This is a genomic window from Archangium lipolyticum (genome assembly GCF_024623785.1).
Classification (GTDB): domain Bacteria; phylum Myxococcota; class Myxococcia; order Myxococcales; family Myxococcaceae; genus Archangium; species Archangium lipolyticum.
In genome coordinates this window covers 16,165-33,850 of record NZ_JANKBZ010000037.1, presented here as the reverse complement: position 1 = coordinate 33,850, position 17,686 = coordinate 16,165, and the positions used below count along the sequence as shown (strand labels likewise).

At 69.9% G+C, this 17,686-nt stretch carries 15 protein-coding genes; 7 read left to right on the top strand and 8 right to left on the bottom strand.

From position 1 onward, the window contains the following. Nucleotides 1-261: 261 nt before the first annotated feature. The 5 genes from NR810_RS44380 to NR810_RS44360 all read right to left on the bottom strand — a co-directional run bounded on the left by NR810_RS44380 (nt 262) and on the right by NR810_RS44360 (nt 8,547). On the bottom strand, nt 262-2,481 hold the full coding sequence (locus NR810_RS44380) for an ATP-binding protein (RefSeq protein ID WP_407653897.1): 2,220 nt from the start codon (nt 2,479-2,481) through the stop codon (nt 262-264). A gap of 68 nt (nt 2,482-2,549) precedes the next feature. Next, nucleotides 2,550-3,485, bottom strand: a complete 936-nt coding sequence (locus NR810_RS44375; RefSeq protein ID WP_257461623.1) for a sigma factor-like helix-turn-helix DNA-binding protein — start codon at nt 3,483-3,485, stop codon at nt 2,550-2,552. A 22-nt stretch (nt 3,486-3,507) separates the two neighbouring features. After that, nucleotides 3,508-6,525: a tetratricopeptide repeat protein gene (locus NR810_RS44370; RefSeq protein ID WP_257461622.1), complete on the bottom strand. Its 3,018-nt coding sequence runs from the start codon at nt 6,523-6,525 to the stop codon at nt 3,508-3,510. 141 nt (nt 6,526-6,666) lie between these two features. Continuing rightward, complete coding sequence (locus NR810_RS44365; RefSeq protein WP_257461621.1) at nt 6,667-7,038, bottom strand: STAS domain-containing protein; 372 nt, start codon at nt 7,036-7,038, stop codon at nt 6,667-6,669. 150 nt (nt 7,039-7,188) lie between these two features. Further along, a complete protein-coding gene (locus NR810_RS44360; RefSeq protein ID WP_257461620.1) occupies nt 7,189-8,547 on the bottom strand; it encodes an MgtC/SapB family protein in 1,359 nt (452 codons plus the stop codon). Between the two features lie 51 nt (nt 8,548-8,598). Here NR810_RS44360 and NR810_RS44355 point away from each other — a divergent pair, with 51 nt between their 5' ends. Together NR810_RS44355 and NR810_RS44350 are read left to right on the top strand one after the other, a co-directional pair. Further along, the gene (locus tag NR810_RS44355) at nt 8,599-8,925 is read left to right on the top strand and encodes a hypothetical protein (RefSeq protein ID WP_257461619.1); all 327 of its coding nucleotides are present in this window, start codon (nt 8,599-8,601) and stop codon (nt 8,923-8,925) included. 336 nt (nt 8,926-9,261) lie between these two features. Then, complete coding sequence (locus NR810_RS44350) at nt 9,262-10,284, top strand: Rpn family recombination-promoting nuclease/putative transposase (protein WP_257461618.1); 1,023 nt, start codon at nt 9,262-9,264, stop codon at nt 10,282-10,284. A 104-nt stretch (nt 10,285-10,388) separates the two neighbouring features. On the opposite strand, the gene NR810_RS44345 is transcribed toward NR810_RS44350, so the two are convergent. Beyond that, nucleotides 10,389-10,769: a VOC family protein gene (locus NR810_RS44345; protein ID WP_257461617.1), complete on the bottom strand. Its 381-nt coding sequence runs from the start codon at nt 10,767-10,769 to the stop codon at nt 10,389-10,391. A 46-nt stretch (nt 10,770-10,815) separates the two neighbouring features. After that, nucleotides 10,816-12,141: an MFS transporter gene (locus NR810_RS44340; RefSeq protein ID WP_257461616.1), complete on the bottom strand. Its 1,326-nt coding sequence runs from the start codon at nt 12,139-12,141 to the stop codon at nt 10,816-10,818. A 171-nt stretch (nt 12,142-12,312) separates the two neighbouring features. Between NR810_RS44340 and NR810_RS44335 the strand changes: the two genes are divergently transcribed. From NR810_RS44335 to NR810_RS44315, 5 genes are all read left to right on the top strand, one after another. After that, a complete protein-coding gene (locus NR810_RS44335; RefSeq protein ID WP_257461615.1) occupies nt 12,313-12,486 on the top strand; it encodes a hypothetical protein in 174 nt (57 codons plus the stop codon). Nucleotides 12,487-12,525: 39 nt separating this feature from the next. After that, nucleotides 12,526-12,927 carry a phage holin family protein gene (locus NR810_RS44330; protein ID WP_257461614.1) on the top strand — a complete coding sequence of 134 codons (402 nt, stop codon included), beginning with the start codon at nt 12,526-12,528 and terminating at the stop codon, nt 12,925-12,927. 110 nt (nt 12,928-13,037) lie between these two features. Continuing rightward, complete coding sequence (locus NR810_RS44325; RefSeq protein WP_257461612.1) at nt 13,038-14,288, top strand: hypothetical protein; 1,251 nt, start codon at nt 13,038-13,040, stop codon at nt 14,286-14,288. A gap of 104 nt (nt 14,289-14,392) precedes the next feature. Next, complete coding sequence (locus tag NR810_RS44320; RefSeq protein ID WP_257461610.1) at nt 14,393-15,361, top strand: DMT family transporter; 969 nt, start codon at nt 14,393-14,395, stop codon at nt 15,359-15,361. 61 nt (nt 15,362-15,422) lie between these two features. After that, entirely contained in the window at nt 15,423-16,628 is a 1,206-nt protein-coding gene (locus NR810_RS44315; protein WP_257461609.1) for a hypothetical protein, read from the top strand. 11 nt (nt 16,629-16,639) lie between these two features. Here NR810_RS44315 and NR810_RS44310 read toward each other — a convergent pair whose 3' ends face one another. Further along, nucleotides 16,640-17,674, bottom strand: coding sequence for an alpha-hydroxy acid oxidase (locus NR810_RS44310; RefSeq protein ID WP_257461607.1), 1,035 nt, complete (start codon nt 17,672-17,674; stop codon nt 16,640-16,642). Between the last annotated feature and the right edge of the window lie 12 nt (nt 17,675-17,686).

The following is a 17,686-nucleotide window of genomic DNA, read 5'->3' as shown; positions in this document are numbered from 1 at the left end:
CGTGGCACTGGCTCATCCGGTACCTGCTGTGGGTGGGGGCTGAGGCCGTCCATGAAGCCGCCAGAGGGGTGTTACATTCGGTGCTGGATGAGCAACGAGCGGAGGAGCTGATGCGCAGCTACGGCGAGCAACTCATCGAGCGGGGACGCTGGTTCGACAGGGCCCTGAACGCCACCACGCTTTCCGACGTGCTGGATGACCTCTCCGTGTGAGCCAGCTCCTGGCGTGCGGCTCACGGCGCGAGCGCTCTCTCCAAGGACCTCATGCCGTCTGCTGGAGTGGATGGTAGGGCAGTTCCAGGGTGAACGTGGCTCCGCGCCCGGGTCCCTCGCTGTGGACGGTCAGGGAGCCGCCCATCTCCTGGGCCGCCAGGGCACTGGAGTGCAGGCCGAAGCCGTGTCCCTCCTCGCGCGTGGTGAAGCCGTACTGGAAGATGCGGGTGAGCATCTCCGGCGCGATGCCCATGCCGTTGTCGTGGATGCCGATGCGGAATCGGTCGGCGGTGGTCCGCTCCAGCTTCACCGTCAGCAGCCGCTCGCCCAACGGCGCCTCGTCCAGGGCGTACTTGGCGTTGCTGACCAGGTTGACCAGGATCATCAGCATCTTGTGCTTGTCGGTCATCACCGGTGGTAGGGCGGCCAGGTGCCGCTGCACCTTCACCTGATGGCGGGTGAGCCCGGCCGCGTTGATGCGCAAGGCATCCTCCAGCAGCTCCGCCACGTTGACGGGCTCGTGCATCCGGGGCGTGCGGGCGTAGTTCTGTTGCATCTTGACGATGTCACCGATGTGCTCGGTGTAGCGGCCCACGTCATCGAGCAATGAGAGGATCTCCGTGCGCTCCTCGAGCAGGTTCTGCCCCAAGCCGTTCAGGAAGGGCATCAGGTGCCGTCCGCGCTCGTCCTGGGAGAGGAAGACCGGGAGGTTCGCCTGGTGCTGTTCGAGCAGTTGGGCGACCCGGCCCACGTGCTCCAGCCGCATTCCCTTCATGCGCTCCTTGGCGACCTGGGCCGAGGTGTAGACGCTGTTGAGCACGTTGCCCACGTTGTGCAGCACGTTGGTGGCGATCTCCGCCATGCCGGTGCGGCGGGCCGTCTGCACCAGCTGCCTGTGCACGTCCTTGAGCTCGCGGGTGCGCTCCTCGACGCGCTGCTCCAACCCCTCGTTGGCTTGGCGCAGGGCCTCCTCGCGCCGCTGAACCTCGTCGGCCATGAGCTGGAAGGCGCGGGCCAGCTGCCCCAGTTCGTCACCGCGTGCGGTGTCCAGCGCCACCTTGAAGTCACCGGCCGCCACCTTGTCGGTGGCCTGGCTCAAGGTCAGCAGTGGACGGGTGATCTGCTGCTGGAGCACCCGGTACATGATGAGCAACTCCACCAGCAGCGACAGGATGCCGAGCAGCAGGACGTAGCGTGCCGCGAGGACGGCGGGCTCGGACACCACGCTCTCGGGCAGCACCGTGACGAGGTTCCAGCCGGGGCCGCGCAGCCGCGTCACGGCGATGTACTCGTCGTACTCCGGCAGCTCCAGGAGGGTCTGCGTGGGCTCGCGGTTCTTCACCCGCTCGAAGATGCTCCGCAGATGGGCCGCGTCCTTCAAGGAGCCCTGCCCGGTGGCGCTCAGGATGTTGTAGGCGCTGCTGTCGTTCTCCATCCGCATCTCGGGGTGGGCGATGAGCTGGCCATCGTCGCGGAAGAGTACGTTGTAGGCCCCCGGGATGTGCTCGTTGATGGTGCGGGCCATCAACTCGTCGAGCAGCACGTCGTGGCCGATCGTCGCGGCATGGCGGCCGTCCAGGTCCAGCGGGGTGGCGCCCGCGGCCATCCATTCATGGGTGACGGGATCCTTGTAGATGCCCGTCCAGGTGGTCTGCCGGCGTGGGTTGTTCTCGGGCTTGCTGAGCTTGAAGTCCTCGAAGTCGGCGAGCGAGAAGTCCGACGCGAGCTCGTGGCTCCACTTGGGCGTCCAGGGGCTGAAGCCCGCGATCACCCCCTCCGGAAGGGTGATGTAGGTCGTCTTGAAACGGACGTGGAGCGCGGGCCCATACCTGGCGAGCACGTCGTACGCGGCCAGGAGCCGGGTGCGGAACCAGGCGTCGAGCGTCACGTGCGGAGGAATGAAGACATGCACCCTCTTCGTGTCGTCCGCGACCTCGAGCCGGTTGCGGACCGTGCCATCGGGCAGCCGCAGGAGCAGGCTGTCGAAGCGGGCGGTCACGTCCTCCCGTTGCAGCTCCCGGATCCTCTCCTCCAGGGCCTTCTCGAGGAAGTCATGGTTGTCCTCGGCCAGGGTGAAGATGGCCTGCTCCCGCTGGCCGCGCTCGGCGACATGCCGCTGCAACTGCTCCAGGGCCTCGGCGCGCAGGGTGCGGAGCATGTGGAGGTAGCTGAAGAGCGTGGAGAGGGCGATGACGACCGCGATCCGCACTCCCATCTTGAGGAGCGTCGAGCGGGCCAGGGGTGCTCGGGGACGGGACGAGGAATTCATGGTGATTGCGCTGGCGGGGCTTCGCTGAACGGCCGCGCGGGCGGATGTCCGAGCCCCGCGCTCCTCGGTCAGCGTGCCTGGAGCGCCCGGGTGAGGGTGATGGCCAGCTGACTGCGCACCAGCTCGAGGATGTCGTTCAGCTCCTCGTCCTCCACCTTCAGGAGTGCCTGCAGTTCCCGCTGGGTCGCGAGCAGCAGCCGTGTCCGTGCGTGCGTCAGCCAGCGTGCCATGGTGATGCGGTGCACGTTGTACAGCTTGCCCAGCTGCTCCTGGGTGGCCCCTCCCACGAAGTGCAGGCGCAGGATGTTGAGCTCCTGGTCGGTGAGCGTGTCGAGCGCGGTGCGGAAGGCCCGCTGGAAGGCCTCTCGGTACTGGCTCTTGATGAGCTGGAGCTCCGGGCCCGCGCTGTCCGTCCCGAGCCCGGTCGCCAGACGTTCATCCAGCGGAACCCCGGCCGCGGCCCCGCGGCGCAGGTTGAGGGCCGACCGGAGCGTGACGGCGCGCACCCAGCCCTCCAGCGGCCCCGTGCCCGCGTAGGACGCGATCTTCGGGCCGCTCCGCTCCCGGCGCAGGAAGAGCCGCTCGCGCACGGCTTGTAGCGCCTCGTCGACGAAGGAGGGGGAGGGATCCAACCGCCGCAGCGCGGCGCTCATCGCGGCACCGAAGCGCTGGTCGAACCCGGCCAGGGCCAACGGGTGGCCCGCGGCGCACCCCAATGCCAGCGCGAGGTCCGCGGCGTGGAGGGACCGCAGCGTCCCCAGCGCATCCCCCGTTGGCGGCACTTGCCGCAGGAGCGCCTCGAGGAACTCGTCCTCCGTTATCTCGAACCGTGCCCGGCCCTGGGCGCTTGCTTCGAAGAGCGCGTGGAGGATCGGCCCCAGCTGCTCCTCCTTCTCCAGTGCGCGAGCGGCCGGAGGGGGCAGCAGCGCGAGGGCCCGTGCGCGGAGCCCTGCCGGTGAGAGGTCGGGCTCGGGAGGAGGGGCAGGCGGCGAGGGTAATGACATGAGGCTGCCGGCAGTCTAGCACTCAGGGAGATGCGGGATGATTGCCGAGCCATTCGTCCACCTCGGCACGGGCTTCCTTTTCCAGCTGCTCTCGCAGTTCGAGAATCCGCTGACGCGCCCGCGAGCGATCCGCGCCGCCGTTCTCCCACTGGAGCAGCGCCAGACGGAACCGGGTCTCCGCCTGCTCGGGGCCCAGGTCCGCATGCCGCTCGAAGATGGCGAGCGCCCGCTCCAGGGAGGCGCGCGCCTGGGAGAGCCGCCCCAGCCGGGTCAGCGCCAGCCCCACCTGGTAGTGGGCCGTGGCCACATGGGGGTGATGTTCCGGGAACGAGGCGGTGAAGATCTCCAACTCGCGCCGGAAGTGCTCCAGGGCCTCGGTGTGCCTCCCCAGCTTCATCAGCGAGATGCCCATCGAGTCCAGCGACACCCCCACCAGCACGTGGCGGGGACCGAACTTCGCGGTGCGCAGGGAGAGCGCTTCCTGGTTGACCGCCAGCGCCTCCTCGAACCGCCCGAGCTGCCGGTACACGGAGGCCATGTTCGTGAGGACATTGGCCAGGGAATCCGTGTCCCGCTCCTTGCTCGCGCGCTCGATGTCCACGGCGCGCTGGAACGCGGCGAGTGCCTTCTCGTTCTCTCCCAGGGCGTTGAACAGGGAGCCCAGGTTGGCCAGTGTCTGGGCGTAACGGGAGGACGTCTCACCGGACAGGCGGGCGTGGATGCGCAGCGCGCGTTCATACGCCTCGCGGGCCTCGGGCAGTTGATGCCGGTGTTTGGTGATGATGGCGAGCAGGTTGAGCCCCGTGGCGAGCTTCAGGGTCTCGGGTCCCCAGTGACGCTCGCTCAACGCGACGGAACGGCGGATGGCGGTATGGGCCTCATCCAGGCGCCCCTGCATGTAGAGCGAGGCGGCCAGTCCGTACAGGGCGCTGGCCAGCGCGGGCGCGTCCGGCCCGAGCTGCTGCTCCAGGACCTTGACGCGCTCCTGGTCCAGCGCGATCGCCTCGGCGTATTTCCCCTCCCGGTCCGCCAGCCCCGCCCGGATCCCCAGCAGCTCCGTCTCCAGGAGCAGGTCCCGGTGGCCCAGCCGGTCGAGCTTCGCCTGGGCATAGTCGATGCTGCGGTGTGCCTCGGCGAACTCCTTGCGCTCGACGCCGTGGATCCTGCCGAGCATCGTCCAGGCGCGCGTGGCGAGCGTGTCCTCGTGCCCCCTCTCCGCCCGGAGCGCCGCCAGGTGGACCCGCTCGATGGCTCGCGGCATCTGCTCATCCAGTTGCAGCAGCTCACCCTCCAGGAGGAGCACCTCAGCCTGCAGGGGAGGGTAGGCCAGCGCCTCGGCGGCCCGGGTCAGCGCCTCGGCGCGCGGGAGCGCCTCCTTCAGGTGGCCCAGCTCCTTGAGCGTCTCCAGCTCCGCCAGCTGCCCGCGCAGCGTGAGCACCTGCTGCCGGACGGAGTCCTCCTGGGGCAACCCCGGCGCTCCCAGCAACGCCGCCGTGTTGGCGCACTCGGTCAGCGAGGGGAGCGCATGCACTGCGTCCAGCGCCTTGTCCGCCGTGGCGCGATCGGCGTGCTCCAGCTGACGCGCCAGGGCCGACATGCGCCGCAGCGCATGCTCCAGGCACAGCATGCGGCGATCGAGCAGCTGCTCGGACTGCTCACCCCGGACGCGCGTGGCCTCGCAGGCCTCGCGGTGCATGGAGGCCCAGTCCGAGGTGTAGGCATCCACGCGCTGGGTGAGCAGCTCCCAGGTCCGTTCCGCGCCGGGTGCCCCGCTGGCCAGCAGTCCGCGGCGCACGCTCTCCCGGGCCGCGGCTCCCCACGCGGACTGGACGCGCGCCGTCCCTCCGGCACACAGCTGGGCCGAGCGGTACGTCCATTGCGCGAGGCCCGCCCCCAGCAACCCCACCAGCAACACGCTCGCTCCCACCAGCGCCGCGACGCGCCTGCGCCGCCGTGCCGGATCCATCTCCAGGACGGCCAGCAGTGCCTCCATGGAAGGGTGGCGCGCCGAGGGCTCCGACTGGAGCCCGCGCACGAGTGCCGCGTGGATTCGCGTGGGAATCTGCCGCTGTGCGGGCGCGGTGCGAAGGTGGCCCGCAACCACTTCCTGTCTCAGCGCGGCGGGTGGGCCGCTGGTGAAGGGGTGCTCGCCGTAGAGCGCTTCCCAGAGCGCCACGCAGAAGCTGAACTGATCCGTCCACGGGCCCGAGGCCGCGCCCAGCCACTGCTCGGGCGCCATGTAGCGGGGAGTGCCGGCCTGGGTGCCCGACAGGCTCGAGGGCTGGGCACCCGTGCGCGCTCCAGGGGCGGCCCCCACTCCGTCTTCAGGGCGGGGGTCCGGCGTGGCCTCCGTCACCCGCGCCAGGCCGAAGTCCGTGACGCGCACCCGGCCCTCGCGTCCGATGAGCACGTTGTCGGGCTTGAAGTCGCGATGGACGAGCCCCACCGCATGGGCGGCGGCGAGCCCCCGGCCCGCCTCCTGGAAGCAGTGCAACACCTGCTGCCAGCCGTGGGCGCCGGCGGACATCCACGTCCCGAGTGTCTGCCCTTCCACCAACTCCATGGCCACGAACACCTGCTCGCCCTCGGTACCCACGTCGTAGACGGTGACGACGTTGGGATGGGACAGCCGGGCCAGGGCGCGGGCTTCGCGTTGCAGCCGGAGCCTCCCCTCGGGAGACGAGGCTCCGTGAGGACCGTGGGGCGAGAGCAGCTTGAGCGCGACCTTCCGGTCGAGCCCTGGATCATACGCCGAGTACACCACGCCCATGCCACCGACCCCGATGGGATCGAGCAGCAGGTAGCGCCCCATGGCCGTGCCGCGAGCCAGCACGGGGGCCGGCTGGGCCGGTGACGAGACGCTGGCCGCGGGGCCGAGCTCCGCGAGCAGTGCGGAGACCACCTCGAAGCACACGCTGCATCGCGCCAGGTGTGCTTCGAGCGCCGAGCGCTCCGTCCGCGGGAGCGAACCCGATGCGAAGCCGGCCAGCACCTGCTCGGGGGGGCACCCCGAGGCTCCTGATGAAGAGGATTGGCTCATCCGCCCCCCTGGGCACGTGAGACCTGCTTGTGCCTGTCGGACAGGACGACGAGCACGAGCAGGCGGATGCAAAAGCCTCTCCCGACCGGGCCCGGGAGGGCAAGGAGGGGTCTCGATGGGGACGGATGAAGGGGGAGCCGCTCAGTCGTCGAGGTCCCGATGGTCGCTCACCGGGAGACAGGCGGGGCACTGGAGGCTCCGGCGCATGGGCGCGAGCGTGTGCGGGTCGATGCTCAGGTATTGGAGCACCCGCGCCGGGTGGCTGGGAATCCCCCGCGTCTTCAGATGGAGCCCCGGCAGCCGGCCCAATCCCTGGACGAGCAGATCCAGGGCGAAGTCCTGGAAGGTGCTCACCTTGCTGAAATCCAGCTCCAGGTGGCCCGCGTCGGCTTGACGCTGGAGGAGCGCCAGGACATCCCGGGCCGCTCTGGCATCGAAGGCTCCGTGCAACTGGATGCAGGAGAGCGTCGAGAGACGCTCACTGTCTTGCGGAATGGGCGCGGACGGGTTCATGGGCGTTCCTCCTTTCCAGGACACCCTGCTTGGAAGTTGCATGCCAGCCGATCTGCCCGGGAATCCGGAGGGAGGGGTGCAATTCGTGCGCTTCCGTACACCTCGGCGTGCAGTTGCTGCGCCCTCCCTCAGCCCCGGTGAGGAGAGCACTCACAACCAGTACGTGATGCCGAGCGCCAGCGCGCCCACGGCCAGCGTCGCGCCGAAGGCGAGCAGCACCCACCGGCCGAAGCTCCACCCGCCCACCACCGTCGCCATCACGCCCTTGGTGAGGGTGTTGGAGGCCGTGCCCAGGAAGATGGTGGTGACTGCAACGGGCTCGGGGAGCGAGCCGCCCTGGGCCAGCTTCGCCATGGAGAGGGTGATGGCGTCCACGTCCGTGAGCCCCGCCAGCACGCCGGCGAGGTACGCACCGCCTTGCCCGAGGTACTCGGTGGCGGCCCGGGCGCCCAGCAGCACCACGGCGAAGAGCAGCGTGAACTTGAACGCCGAGCCCAGGGCGAAGGGGTTGGCGAACTCCACCTGGGTGCCCTCGTCGCGCACCGAGCGCGCCTGGAGGTAGAAGAGGACGCCGGCCCCGAGCAGCGTGAGGGCCATGGCCCCCATGGGTACCGCCACGAGCTGCAGCAGCGGCGGGTGCACCACCGCCACCTCCACCATCACCCGCGCGAACATGAGCGCCGAGGCCAGCAGCACCGCCATCGCGTACCCCAGGCGCAGCTCGCGCGGCGCCCCCTTGGCCTTCCCGGAGAAGGACAGCGTCACCGCCGTGGAGGACACCAGCCCTCCGATGAGGCCCGTCACCACGAGACCTCGCCGCGAGCCCAGCGCCTGGATGGCCACGTACCCCGCGAAGCCGATGCCCGCGATGAGCAGCGTCAGCCAGCCGAGCTGCCTGGGGTTGAGCACGTTCAGGGGCCCGTAGGTGGCGTCCGGCAACAGGGGCACCACCACCACCGCGACGAAGAGCAGCTGCACCCCGGCCCACACGTCGCGCCGCTGCAGCTGGCCGATGAAGGCGTGCAGCACGGGCTTCATGGACAGCAGCAGGGTGGCCACCACGGTGAGGCCCGACACCGTCAGCACCTTCACCCGCGGCGAGCCGAACACACCCTCCGTCAGCGCCAATACGCCCAGCAGGTAGCTGAGCAGCAGCGCCACCTCGGAGGTGAGCCCGTGCGAGTACCCCTTGCGCACGTCGCCCGCGTAGGACACCACCAGCAGCGCCCCCACCGCGGCGAGCGACATCAGCAGGAGCCACGGGCCGAACTGCCGCGCCACCAGCGCCGAGGCCGCTCCCGCCAGCGACACCAGCGGGTAGGTGCGCGAGCCGCCGATGAAGGACTCCTTGCCCTCGCGCGGGTCCGGCGCCGAGTACTCCCGCTCCTGGCCGATGAGGAAGCCGGCCGCCAGGGCGAGGCCGAGTGAGAGAAAGGGCTCATAGGTGTCCATGTGATTCCTCGACGTCACCAGGCTCGCGATGGGAAACGGCTCCCCCTTGCCGAGCATGCTCGTGGGGTTCTAGAGGGGGACATCCAGGAAGCAAAGGGGGACATCCAGATGAAGCACTTGTTCGTGGTGGCGGGTCTTGTTCTTGGCGCGGTGGGATGCGGCGGTCCGGTGCTGGAGGAGGAATATCCCGAGCCCGGCTCTCCGCGATCCGTGGCTCCACAAGCCGATACGTCGGGGGAGACCGCCCGGCCGGTTTCGTCCTCCGCCGTGCCCGAGGGGGCCTGTTCCTGCGGCAATGGGTGGTATTGCGATGGCCGTGATCTCGTCTTCTACAAGCGCGATTGGCCCTGGACGGAGTGCTACGAAGTCCAGCGCTACACCTGCTACCGGTCATGCATCAACGCGGGGTGTGGCAACAACGACTACTGCTCGTGAGGAGCATCCCGGGCGTACTTCTCGAGATCAATGCTCCTCCACGTCCTGGTCCTCGCGATTCGGCTTTCCCAGGCGGTCGAGATCCGCCAGGGCGGTCATGAATACGCCCACTTCGCGCAGCGAGAGGTTTGAGGTGTCCGTTCCACGGACATTGAAAGAAAGACTGCCCGCCGCTGGCGCCGAACGGGTGGTAACACCAGAGGGACTCGAGGCTTCCTGCTGACGCCCTCCTGCTTCGCGGAGGACGGGCGTCAGTGGGGCTCGCGATGTGTCAGGCCCGGGGAAGGTTCAAAGGCTCCACGAGCTGGCCCGCCACGTGCTTGGGCGAGGCTCGCCATGTCAGGGCCTCATGACCTCTTCGCCCGCTACACCTTCGGCCACCCCGAGCGGGCCGCCGCCGAGCTGCGCGCCGTCCTGCCCTCTCATGTCGTCTCGCAGGTGGACTGGTCGTCCCTGAGGAGGGAGCCCGGCAGTGTGGTGGACCCGGAGCTGAGGGAGACCGAGAGCGACCTGCTCTTCTCGGCCCGGCTGCGCACGGGCCACCCGCTGCTGCTGTACGTGCTACTGGAGCACCAGTCGTCGGTGGATGGGTGGATGGCGCTGAGAATGCTGCGCTACGTGGTGCGCCAGGTGGAGCGCTGGCGCCAGGAGCACCCCGAGAGTGTGTTGCTCCCCCTCATCATCCCGCTCGTCATGTACCACGGGTCGGAGGGAGCCTGGACCGCCCCGCGCCGGGTGGAGGAACTCTTCGAGCTACCCGAAGAGGAGCGAGAGCAGTGGCGAGCACTGGTGCCTCGATTCGAATACCTGCTCGACGACCTGACGGCCGAGCGGGAAGAGGCGTTGAGGATGCGCTCCGGTCCGCCGCTGGCCCGGCTGGCCTGGCTCGTGCTGCGCCATGGGCGCAGTGGGGAGTTGGCCCGGAAGTTACCGGAGTGGGTGGCGCTCTTCGCCCAGGTGCAGGAGGGACCGGAGGGGGCCGAGCATCTGGTGGTGCTCATCCGGTACCTGCTGTGGGTGGGGGATGAGACCGTCCATGAAGCGGCCAGAGGGGTGTTACATTCAGTGCTGGATGAGCAACGAGCGGAGGAGCTGATGCGCAGCTATGGCGAGCAACTCATCGAGCGGGGACTCCAGCAGGGTCTGGCGAGGGGCCTGGAGGAGGGCCGGCAGCAGGGGCTGAGCCGAGGGCGTGCCGAGGACATCCTGCGGATTCTCGTCGCGCGGGGAGTACACGTCGATGAGGTGGCCCGGCAGCACGTCCTCACCTGCACGGACGTGGCCACCCTCGACCGCTGGTTCGACCGTTCCTTGAACGCCACCACGCTTTCCGACGTGCTGGACGACCTGTCCGTTTGAGCCAACTCCTGGCGTGCGGCTCACGGTACGAGCGCTCTCACCCGAGCGCTCGTACCTCGATGTGTGTCAGTGCAAGGCGGGATGACGGAACCTCCGGCGAGCCGTCACCAGCCACCGTAGGGGACGGTGATGGCCTCCATGTAGTGTCCTGACGGATCCTGGAAATAGACCCCGCGGCCCCCGTAGTTGGTGTTGATCTCATTGCGGCGCTGGCCGCGTGGGTCCGCCCAGTGTTCGATCCCCCGATCGCGCAGCTTGGTGATCAGCGCGTCGAACACGTCGTCCGACACGAGGAACGCATAGTGTTGGCCGGGGAAGTCGGTGTCGGTGTCGATGTAATCGAGCGACACCCCATCATCCAGTGTGACCGCCTGGAAGTGACTGAAGGGCTTCGGCTCGGGGAGCCCGAGGAGCTCGGCGAGGAACTTCGCTGAGCGCACCTTGTCCTTCGCGGCGATGATGGTGTGGTTGAAACGGACCGTCATGGATGGCTCCTTGTCGTCTGGCTTCAAGAACTTCGTGGACACTCCTTTATGAAGCGCTCACCGCGGCGAATCGTGAGCGGCCCACGCTCAAGAGGTAGAGCGTCACCAGCAGTCCCACGCCACACAGCGCCATCACGTAGTGCGCGGGTGCGAGCCGGTTCGTGTTCGTCAGCAGGGTGACCACCGGCGGCGTCAGGCCACCGAAGATGGCGTAGGCCACGTTGTACGAGAACGAAAGCCCCGAGAAGCGCACCGCCGCGGGGAAGGCGCGCACCATCACCGAGGGCACCACGCCCACCACGCCGACGCAGAAGCCGGTCAGGGCGTACAGCTCGACGAGCCGCTCCGGCGCTCCGGCCACGCCGCGATAGAGCAGGTACACCGTCACGAGCAGCGCGATGCACCCGGCGCCCAGCGCACGCCCGGCTCCGAAGCGATCCGTGGCCAGGCCAAAGGCGATACAGCCGAACGTGAGGCTCAGCGTGGCCATGCTGTTGGCCTTCAGCGCGTGGGTGGGGGAGATGGCGAAGTGTTGCTGGAGCAGCGTGGGCGTCATCAGGATGACCACCACGATGCCAGCGGTGAGCACCCAGGTGAGCAGCATCGACACCGTCACCGCGACGCCGTGGCCGCGCAGCACGGCCTTGATGGGCAACTCCCGCACCAGGGCCTTGCGCTGGCGCATCTCCTCGAAGACCGGCGTCTCCGCGAGCCACCGGCGCAGGAACACGGCGAAGAAGCCGAACACGCCTCCGATGATGAACGGGATGCGCCAGCCGAAGGTCCGCACCTCCTCCGGGGTGTAGACCTCGTTGACCGCCCTCGCCACCAGCGAGCCCAGCAGGATGCCGAACGTGAGGCCCGCGGTGAGGGTTCCGCAGGCGAAGCCCACACGGCGCTCCGGCACGTGCTCGGAGACGAAGACCCAGGCGCCCGGCACCTCGCCGCCCACCGCCGCGCCCTGCAGGACGCGCAGCGCCAGCAGGGCCAGGGGCGCCGCGTACCCCGCCGTGGCGTAGGTCGGCAGCAGGCCGATGATGAGCGTCGGCACCGCCATCATGAACACGCTCAGCGCGAACATGCGCTTGCGGCCGCTCCGGTCGCCGAAGTGCGCCATGATGATGCCGCCCAGCGGACGTGCGAAATAGGCGACCGCGAAGACTCCGAACGTCTGCAACTGGCGCAGCACGTCCGACGTGTTGGGCGGGAAGAACAGCTGGCCGATGACCGGCGCGAGGAACACGTAGATGATGAAGTCGTAGAACTCCAACGCGCCGCCCAGCGCGGCCAGCGCGAGCGTCTTGGCATCCTGGCGGGTGAGCGGTCGCTGGGCGGCTGGCTGGCCAGCCTCGGGAGTCGGGGAAGTCGGCATGGGCGGATGAGAGCGTGACAGGCACCGGGCGGGCAAGGACCAGCAGCCAGCCAATCGAGCCCGGGAGTCGGATACCCACGCCTGCCCAGTCAGGGGAGCTCGGTACGGCTGCCCTGCCTTGCCGGGAACCGTTCAGGGCCACACGTTTGGGCCGACTGGAAGAGGGGAGCCATGCCGATTCTCTACCTGCTGATGGGACTGGGGCTGCTGGCCCTGTGGATCGTCGCCCTGGTGCAGGGAGGGGTGGTGGACTGGTTCCTCTGGCTGACCTTCGGGGTGGCGGTGGGCGTGGTGCTGCTGGCCATCCTTCATTTCGCCTACGAGTGGAGGCGCGGGGTGACGTGAGCCGGGCCGCGTGCGGCGGTGGTCGAGAGGAGGCAGGCCGTGGAGAGCTGGAGGAATCCCGAGGCGGGCATGTCGACGAACGAGCTCGTCCGCCGGGCGATGTACGAGGCGCGGTTGTTGGCGAAGGCGGAGCTGCTACACGCCAAGGTGGAGCTCGCGAAGGAGGCTCGCGCGGCGCGCTTCTCGGGGGTGTTCCTGGGAGGCGCGGCGGCCCTGTCCCTGGTGGGGCTGACGCTCCTCTTCACCGCGGGCGCGGCGGCGCTGGCCCTGCCGCTCTGGGCGGGGGCGCTCCTCGGAGCGGGCGTGGTCTTCGTGCTCGCGGCCATCTGCGCGGCCATCGGCTGGGTGAAGCTGCCGAAGAAGCCCATGCGGCACACGCTCGAGCGCCTGTCGATGGACCTGGAGGAGATCCGCCAGCACGTCGAGCTCCGGAAGCACTGAGGCGCTTGGGGAGCATCCAGCGCTGGCACGGCCCCGAGCCGGGCCGCTAGGGTCTCGCGTGCACCGGGGAGCCATCGAGGCCCCCGCGGACACCTCCGGAGACACCGACGATGCGGCTGCGCACGACGCTTCTGCTGGGCCTGCTGACCGGCTGTGCCACCACGGCTTCCTCCAGGCCCGAGGCTTCCGCTGGAGGCACCGCCTCGGCGCAGGCCCCGTCCGCCGCCGGTTCGAAGCTCGATTTCAAGGCGCTCTCGGCGCGCGAGCTGGCCCCTCTCTCCAAGCAGCAGGTGTCCGCGCCGGATGGCTCCTTCACCGGCGAGGTGGAGGCCGCGGGCACCCCCACCATCCAGCAGCAGGAGGGCTTCGTCGTGCTCAGCGTGCCGCTCGGCACCCGCAGCCCGCTCACGTGCTTCATCTACTCCGAGCCCCTGGACGCGGGCGCGGCTGTCCACCGGTTGCTGTCCAAGGTGGGCCAGCACACGGACATCCAGCTCGCGCGTGCCACGGACGTGCGGCTCATCGATGACGCCCCGGCCGTGTTCGCCGAGGCGCAGTACCTCGTGGACACGCCCCAGGGCAAGGCCGTGGGCCAGGCCCGGCTGATGGTGCACGTGGACGACCAGGTTCCGCTGGTGTGCTCGCACGACGAGCTGGGTTACTCGGAGAGCTTCGTGCGCATCACCAGCGCGCTGGCCGGCTCGCTGACGAGCCCCTCCGCCGGCAAGCGGAAGGCCTCGCGCTACTCCGAGTTCCACCTCGTCCGCGTGGAGGGCCGGCCGGTGGGGTTCGAGAAGCGCGTCATCCGCGACTCGGCGGGGGGCGCGAAGCTCACCGAGGTGGAGACGAGCCTCCTGCTGCCGCGCACGGCCCGGGAGCTGATGGTGCAGGACACCGTCTCCACGGAGCTGTCGGACAAGGAGGGCAGGCTGGTGGCGCGCGACTATGCCCGCTCCACCAATGGCGAGCTCGACATCCAGATGTCGCTCGAGCTGGTGGGGGGGCGCGAGTACCACTACGAGGGCAAGCACAGCGGCAAGGACCTGCGCGGCACCTTCACCGTGAAGAAGGACCTGTCCACGGGCCCGGGCACCGCGCGGCTGGTGCGCGAGCAATTGCTGGCGGGCAAGAAGAAGGAGCTGACGCTGCGGGTCTACGACCCCGCGGCCAACCCCGTCGCCCCGGTGGACCAGGTGCTGCGCAGGGAGTCGGACACCGGCCGCGAGCTGAAGCTGGAGATGGGTCCCCTCGAGGCCACCCTCACCGTGGACGCCCAGGGCATGGTGGAGAAGGCGGAGGTGTCCTTCACGGGCAACCTGCGGATGGTGCAGGAGCGGGTGAGCGTGAGTGGCTCGCCCTGACGGGCTTCCGCTTCTCGGACCTCCAAGGCATTCGAATCGAGGCGGTGGCAGGCAGAACCACCGGTCCGTGGCGGCGGAGGGCTTCGCGTGGTACTGGCGCCGCCATGTCCGCTCCCGGGGCCTCGCGTGCCCGCATGCTGCTCGCCTACATCGCCTGCTTCGTCCTGTGGGGCTCTACCTGGTCCGTGGTGAAGGTGGGGCTCGCGGACCTGCCGCCGCTGCGCTTCGCCGCCACGCGCATGCTGCTCGCCGGCCTGGTGCTGCTGCCCTTCAGCGGGCTGCGCCGCGTGCGTCCGGACGCCCGGACGTGGGGGATGCTGGCGGGCGTGGGTGTGCTGCAGATCGCCCTCCCCTACGGGCTGCTCTTCGTGGCGCAGCAGTGGATTCCGTCGAGCTGGTCCGCGCTCCTCTTCTCCACCTATGCGGTGTGGCTGCTGCTGGTGGGCCGGATGCTGTTGCCGGATCAGCCGCTCACGCCGCTCAAGCTCGTCTCCGCGGGACTGGGGCTCGCCGGCATCGTCGCGCTCCAGCACGAGCACCTGCGCGGCCTCAGCCTCTCGGGCCTGGTGGTGGCCGGGTGTCTGCTCACGCTGGTGGCCACCATCTCCATCTCCGTGGCCAACGTGCTCGTCCGGCGCTCGCTGGCGCACGTGTCCACCAGCCTGTCCGTGTGCGTGCAGACGCTCAGCAGCTCCGTGCTGCTGCTCGGTGCCTCGTTCGTCTTCGAGTCCCACCTGCCCGGCCATTGGACGCCTCGCGCCGTGCTCGCCGTCGTCTACCTGGCGGTGGGCGCCACGGCCCTCACCTACCAGCTCCTCTTCTGGCTGCTGCAGCGCGTGCCGCTCGCTGTTGTCGGCGCCATGCCCCTGCTGGACACGCTCGTGGCCGTGTTCCTCGGCGTGCTGATGCTCGGCGAGCGCGTGGACTCCTCACTGCTCATGGGCGGTGCGCTCATCCTCGTCAGCGCCGCCCTGGCCAACCTCTCGCCCTCCTCGTCCAAGCCGCCTCCCGATGAGGCCCCCGGGACGCCACGCTCCGAGCCCGTGACTTCCTCTCCCCGCGAGGCGACCTGAGGCCCGGGGCTCGCCCGCGTCTCCCCTCCGGGGCGGAGGCTCGGCTAACGTCGTCCCCACGATGAGGCGCTGTGGTGCCAACCGGTGGTGGATCGACGACGCGACGCTGCACGTGCGGCGTGAGCGCGGGGTGAAGCGGGTCCTGAAGGGAGTGGCGGCCCTGGCGTTGTCCGCGGCGGGGTCGTTCTTCCTGGTGAAGGGAGGCTCGTGGGATCCGCAGGCGCTCCTCCTCGTGGCGCTCGCGTTCGCCTACGGGCTCAAGAGCACGCTGGGGGTCTGGGAGGTGTCGCTGGACCGGGTGCGCGGGAAGGTGTCCTGGGTGTGGGGACTGGGGGTGCCCATGTTCCGGTGGTCGCGGCGAGTCGCGGACTTCGACCGGGTGCGGCTCTTCACCCAGGAGCAGTCGCCAGTGCGCGACGTCCGGCTCGTCGGGCCGGGCAGGGACCAGTTGTTGGCCAGCGGCACGGACCCCGACGAGGTGTTCGCGCTGGCCGAGGCCGTGGTCCGCCACGTCCGTCTGGGATTGCAGGTGGGCACCGGGCGTGTGCGTCCACCCGGCGAGCTGGATTCACCCGAGCGCGCACGGGCCCTGGCGCAGCTGAGCGCCCGTCTTCAAGGCGCGGGGGCGGGCTCCCTGTTGGATGCCTCGCGGTCCGAGCCCATCGAGGTGCCCGCGCCTCCGCCGGGCTGCCGCGTCCGGGTCCACGAGGGGGACGGACAGTGGAGGCTGATCCTCCCCGAGCCCGGCTGGGTGAATGGGTTCCGCGTCCAGTTCGGTATGGGCGTCGTGACGCTGGTGCTGACGGTGGGCGTGTGTGGCTACCTGCTCTCGCTGAGCATGGAGGCGTTGCTCTACCTCACCGTGATGCCCTTCGTGCTGGTGCTCGGACTGTTCGGAGCCCGCTTCGTGTGGAAGGCGGCGATGGGGGCCATCACCACCTGTCATCTCTCCGTGTCACGGCCGGGCCTGGCGGTGGAGCGCTCCACGAGCGGGCTCACCCGCCCCATCCGGATTCCGGCGCACCTCATCCGGGACATCGACGTGCGAGACCACTCGGACGGAGCTCCGATGACGGGGGTCTTCGAGCCCTCCACCTGTCCCATGCTCATCATCGATCGGAGTGACGGGAAGCTGCTCGCGCTGGGGGCGGGGCTGCCACGCGAGGAGCTGGAGTGGGCGGCGGCGTTGGTGCGCCAGCGGCTCGCCGCGGAGGCGGAGGCGCGGCGCCAGGAGTCACCTCCGGAGAAGGCGGCGCGCGGGGCGTAGGCGAGGTTCGCTCAAGGCCGGCGAGGGGCGAGCAGGTCGGGGCCCACGTCGGAGAGGCGGGGGAGCCCGGCGAGGGCGAGCGCATGGGCGGTGTCCTCGCGCAGGGAGTCGAGCACCTGGCGCACGCCGTCGGCGCCGTTGGTGGCGAGTCCCCAGAGGACGGGCCGGCCGAGCAGCACGGCGCGAGCGCCGAGGGCCAGGGCGCGCAGCACGTCGCGGCCGGAGCGCACGCCGCCATCGACGAGCACGGGGACGCGGTCCTCGGAGGCCTCGACGACTTCGGGGAGGGCGTCGGCGGTGGCGAGGGCGCCGTCGAGCTGCCGGCCGCCGTGGTTGGAGACGATGAGGCCGGCGGCACCGTGGTGGAGACACTCGCGGGCGTCATCGGCGCGCAGCACGCCCTTGACGAGCACGGGCAGGCCGGAGTCCTGGCGCAGGCGGTCGATGTCCGCGAAGGTGACATCGGGGGCTTGCTCGGCGAGTGAGCGGTGGGTGAGGCCCTCGAGGTTGGCGAGGAAGTCCTCATCGGGGAGGGGGAGGGTGCAGTCCCCGCGGTTGCTGCGCTTGAGGCCGACGTAGGGGGTATCGGCGGTGAGGACGAGGGCGCGGGCACCGGCGGCGGTGGCGCGCTGGACGAGGGAGCGGGTGAGGCCGCGGTCGCGGAAGACGTAGACCTGGAACCACCAGGGCCCGGCGTGGGAGGCGACGGCCTCGATGCGGCGGGAGGCTCGCGAGGAGAGGACGAGGAGGGAGCCGGCCTCGCGGGTGCCGCGGGCGGTGGCGAGCTCGGCCTCGGGGTGCGCGAGCGAGTGGAAGGCGGTGGGAGCGACGAGGACGGGGGCGCGCAGCGGGGTGCCGAGCAGCTCGGTGGAGGTGTCGACGGAGGACACGTCGCGGAGAATGCGAGGGCGGAGGCGGAGGCGGGCCCAGGCGGCGGAGTTCTCGGCGAGGGTGGACTCTTCACCGGAGCCGCCGGCGAAGTAGTCGAACACGGCCTGGGGCAGGCGCTCGCGGGCCAGTGCCTCCAGGGCGTCGTAGGGGAGCATGACCTGGGAGCC

Bases quoted from the DNA above. Each gene is read 5' to 3' on its own strand.
- NR810_RS44345 (WP_257461617.1), bottom strand. From the start codon at position 10,769: ATGACGGTCCGTTTCAACCACACCATCATCGCCGCGAAGGACAAGGTG.
- NR810_RS44365 (WP_257461621.1), bottom strand. From the start codon at position 7,038: ATGAACCCGTCCGCGCCCATTCCGCAAGACAGTGAGCGTCTCTCGACG.
- NR810_RS44370 (WP_257461622.1), bottom strand. From the start codon at position 6,525: ATGAGCCAATCCTCTTCATCAGGAGCCTCGGGGTGCCCCCCCGAGCAG.
- NR810_RS44380 (WP_407653897.1), bottom strand. From the start codon at position 2,481: ATGAATTCCTCGTCCCGTCCCCGAGCACCCCTGGCCCGCTCGACGCTC.
- NR810_RS44320 (WP_257461610.1), top strand. From the start codon at position 14,393: ATGTCCGCTCCCGGGGCCTCGCGTGCCCGCATGCTGCTCGCCTACATC.
- NR810_RS44355 (WP_257461619.1), top strand. From the start codon at position 8,599: ATGAAGCACTTGTTCGTGGTGGCGGGTCTTGTTCTTGGCGCGGTGGGA.
- NR810_RS44350 (WP_257461618.1), top strand. From the start codon at position 9,262: ATGTCAGGGCCTCATGACCTCTTCGCCCGCTACACCTTCGGCCACCCC.
- NR810_RS44315 (WP_257461609.1), top strand. From the start codon at position 15,423: ATGAGGCGCTGTGGTGCCAACCGGTGGTGGATCGACGACGCGACGCTG.
- NR810_RS44360 (WP_257461620.1), bottom strand. From the start codon at position 8,547: ATGCTCGGCAAGGGGGAGCCGTTTCCCATCGCGAGCCTGGTGACGTCG.
- NR810_RS44310 (WP_257461607.1), bottom strand. From the start codon at position 17,674: ATGCTCCCCTACGACGCCCTGGAGGCACTGGCCCGCGAGCGCCTGCCC.
- NR810_RS44340 (WP_257461616.1), bottom strand. From the start codon at position 12,141: ATGCCGACTTCCCCGACTCCCGAGGCTGGCCAGCCAGCCGCCCAGCGA.
- NR810_RS44325 (WP_257461612.1), top strand. From the start codon at position 13,038: ATGCGGCTGCGCACGACGCTTCTGCTGGGCCTGCTGACCGGCTGTGCC.
- NR810_RS44335 (WP_257461615.1), top strand. From the start codon at position 12,313: ATGCCGATTCTCTACCTGCTGATGGGACTGGGGCTGCTGGCCCTGTGG.
- NR810_RS44375 (WP_257461623.1), bottom strand. From the start codon at position 3,485: ATGTCATTACCCTCGCCGCCTGCCCCTCCTCCCGAGCCCGACCTCTCA.